The following is a 2,970-nucleotide window of genomic DNA, read 5'->3' on the forward strand; positions in this document are numbered from 1 at the left end:
TCACGGGCGCGCTTGTAGCACTGGCCGATGGTGTGTTCGAGGTCTTTGCTGAACATGGATTACTCCGGCGGCAGTTGGAGACAATATGCGGCCTGACTACACGATTTCCATCACCCTAGCGGATTGCGACGTTCAGATGGCGTTAGCACTACCAAACGCTTGATCATCGTTCACTCCAGGACAGCCCACCCACATGAGCGAACCCTACCTGAGCCGCTGGCGATTGCGACGTGATGGTCCTTCGATCCGCACCCCCCATGCCCGGCTCTGGCCGGTGCTGACCGCCTCTGGCGAGGCGGCCATGTTGAAGGTGAGCACGGAGACAGAGGAACAGAACGGCCATCGCCTGCTGCGCTGGTGGAACGGCAACGGTGCCGCACGCCTGCTGGCCCACGAGGGGCCGGCGATCCTGATCGAACGGGCGCGCGGCGATTCGCTGCGGCAACGCTCGATCGGGGGCGAGGACGACGCCTGCACCATGATCCTGTGCCAGGTCCTGCAGCAACTGCACCGGCCACGGAGCGCGCCACCAGAAGATCTGGTCTGCCTGCGTAGATGGTTCGCCGATCTGCTGCAACCAAGGGCACCGCTGCCGCCATTGCTGGAACAGTGCAGATCGCTGGCGATGGCACTGCTGGAGGACGAGCAGGAGATGCGGCCCCTGCATGGCGACCTGCACCACGACAACGTGCTGGATTTCGGCGCGCGGGGCTGGCTGGCGATCGACCCGAAGCGGTTGCTGGGCGACCGCGCGTTCGACTACACCACGATGTTCAGCAACCCGGACCTGTGCGGGCCGGGCATCCATGTGGCAACACGGCCCGAGCGCTTCCATGCCCGGGTGGAACAGGTCTGCCGGCTGGCCGATCTCGAGCGCACGCGGCTGCTGCGCTGGATCGCGGCCAGTGCCGGCCTGTCAGCGGTGTGGTTCAGGGATGATGGTGACCCGGCCGACATCGATGAGGCGGTGGCCGTGATGGCCCTGCAGGCGCTGGCGGAGGCGTGACTCGAACCTGGCAGGTGCCCACCCTGATGGGCACGCCGTGCCAGGATCAGGCCTTCTCCATCGTGCACAGCAGCGGGTGCTGGTTCATCCGCGCGTACTCGTTGACCTGGGCCACCTTGGTTTCGGCCACTTCGCGGGTGAACACACCGCAGACGCCACGGCCACGGGTGTGGACGTGCAGCATCACCTGGGTGGCCTTGTCCAGATCCATGTTGAAGAACTGCTGCAGGACGTCCACGACGAAATCCATCGGGGAGTAGTCGTCATTGAGCAGCATGACCTGATAGAAGGGCGGCGGCGCCACTTCCGGGCGCGCGGGCTCCACGGCAACGCCGTGCTCGTGGTGGGAATCGGGGGCGGACTCGCGAGGCATCTGCCGATTATAAGGGGTGCGACGGCCTTGCGTAGGCCCCGCGTGGAATGGACGGCACGGGCGCCCGCCGTCACAATTGCACCTTCCCACACACTTGGTTTCACAGGATCTTCATGAAAAGGACCCTTCTCTCCGCCCTGCTGATCGCCCTGGCTGCCGCGGGCACCGCTGGCGCTGCGACCACCACTGACAGCACGAAGGCCGACAAGGCCGTTGCCCGTCACCTGGAAAAGCTGGGTTACACCTACGAGGTCGATGAAGACGGCGATTACCAGATGGTGTTCGATGTCGAAGGCGATCGCACCCAGATCGTCTATGTGCGCTCGTCGGTGGAAGACTTCGGTACCCACAACATCCGCGAGATCTGGTCGCCGGGCTACACCTCGCAGACCAAGCAGTTCCCGGTGGCCGTGGCCAACCGCCTGCTGGAAGATTCGCAGGACGCCAAAATGGGCGGCTGGGTGAAGCAGGAGTCGACCGCGATGTTCGTGGTGAAGATCGATGCCGACGCCACCTCCGACCAGCTCAGCGACGCCATCGATGCGGCCATCCGCACCGCCGACGCGATGGAGCTGGAGCTGACCAAGAAGGACGATCTCTGAGTTGAACACCTCGCCGGACCCGCGCTGGGCACCGCATGCAACCGTCGCCACCGTGGTGGTCGACGGCGGCAGGATGCTGCTGGTGGAAGAAACCATCGAGGGCCGGCAGGTGCTGAACCAGCCGGCCGGGCATCTGGAGCCGGGTGAAAGCCTGGCCGAGGCCGCCCTGCGCGAGACCGTCGAGGAAACCGGCTGGACGGTGGAACTGACCGCCTTCATCGGCTGCTACCAGTGGACCGCCGGTGACGGCACCCCGTTCCTGCGCTTCTGTTATGCCGCGCGCCCGGTCTCGCACGACCCGGCGCGGCCGCTGGATGCCGGCATCGATCGGGCGCTGTGGATGACCCCGGCYGAACTGCAGGCCGCCGCCGGACGCCAGCGCAGCCCGCTGGTCTGGCAGGTGTTGGCCGACTACCTGGCCGGCCAGCGCTATCCGCTTGCACTGGTCCGGGAGGTCGCATGAGCAGCCCTCGGGTGATGGTTGGCGTGTCTGGCGGCGTGGATTCTTCCGTGGCTGCCTGGCGCCTGGTGCAGCAGGGCGAGGCCGTGGCCGGTCTGTTCATGCAGAACTGGGCCGACGACGGCAGCGGTGACTGCCGCGCCGAGGACGACCGCCGCGACGCGGTAGCGGTCTGCGGACTGCTGGGCATTCCGTTCCATTTCCGCGATTTCTCCAACGAATACTGGCAGGGCGTGTTCGAGCACTTCCTGGCCGAATACGCCGCCGGCCGCACGCCCAACCCGGACGTGCTGTGCAACCGCGAAGTGAAGTTCAAGCACTTCCTTGATGCGGCCCGCGAACTGGGCGCCGAGCGGATCGCCACCGGCCATTACGCGCGCATTGCCCAGCGCGGCCATCAGTGGCTGCTGCTGCGTGGCGCCGACCGTTCCAAGGACCAGAGCTACTTCCTGCACCAGCTGGGGCAGGAGCAGCTGGCGGCCACCCTGTTCCCGATTGGTGACCTTGAAAAGAGCGACCTGCGCCGGAT

The 2,970-nt window shown here is 65.9% G+C and carries 5 protein-coding genes; 4 read left to right on the plus strand and 1 reads right to left on the minus strand.

The window, feature by feature from the left end:
• The first annotated feature begins 193 nt into the window (after positions 1–193).
• The gene (locus tag AB4Y84_RS18075; protein ID WP_442243512.1) at positions 194–1,006 is read left to right on the plus strand and encodes an APH(6) family putative aminoglycoside O-phosphotransferase; all 813 of its coding nucleotides are present in this window, start codon (positions 194–196) and stop codon (positions 1,004–1,006) included.
• Between the two features lie 46 nt (positions 1,007–1,052).
• Here the strand turns inward: AB4Y84_RS18075 and clpS are convergent, their stop codons facing one another.
• Positions 1,053–1,379 (minus strand): ATP-dependent Clp protease adapter ClpS, encoded by a 327-nt coding sequence (clpS, locus tag AB4Y84_RS18080; protein ID WP_025879127.1) that lies wholly within the window; start codon positions 1,377–1,379, stop codon positions 1,053–1,055.
• Between the two features lie 113 nt (positions 1,380–1,492).
• Here clpS and AB4Y84_RS18085 point away from each other — a divergent pair, with 113 nt between their 5' ends.
• The 3 genes from AB4Y84_RS18085 to AB4Y84_RS18095 form a co-directional block, all read left to right on the plus strand.
• Positions 1,493–1,981: a hypothetical protein gene (locus AB4Y84_RS18085; protein ID WP_025879126.1), complete on the plus strand. Its 489-nt coding sequence runs from the start codon at positions 1,493–1,495 to the stop codon at positions 1,979–1,981.
• Between the two features lies 1 nt (position 1,982).
• Positions 1,983–2,444 carry an NUDIX hydrolase gene (locus tag AB4Y84_RS18090; protein ID WP_312786024.1) on the plus strand — a complete coding sequence of 154 codons (462 nt, stop codon included), beginning with the start codon at positions 1,983–1,985 and terminating at the stop codon, positions 2,442–2,444.
• The coding region (locus AB4Y84_RS18095) for an MnmA/TRMU family protein (RefSeq protein ID WP_442250594.1) at positions 2,441–2,970 on the plus strand (530 nt) is incomplete at its 3' end. The genes AB4Y84_RS18090 and AB4Y84_RS18095, both read left to right, overlap by 4 nt.

Source organism: Stenotrophomonas sp. 2YAF22, from assembly GCF_052114665.1.
Taxonomy (GTDB): domain Bacteria; phylum Pseudomonadota; class Gammaproteobacteria; order Xanthomonadales; family Xanthomonadaceae; genus Stenotrophomonas; species Stenotrophomonas indicatrix.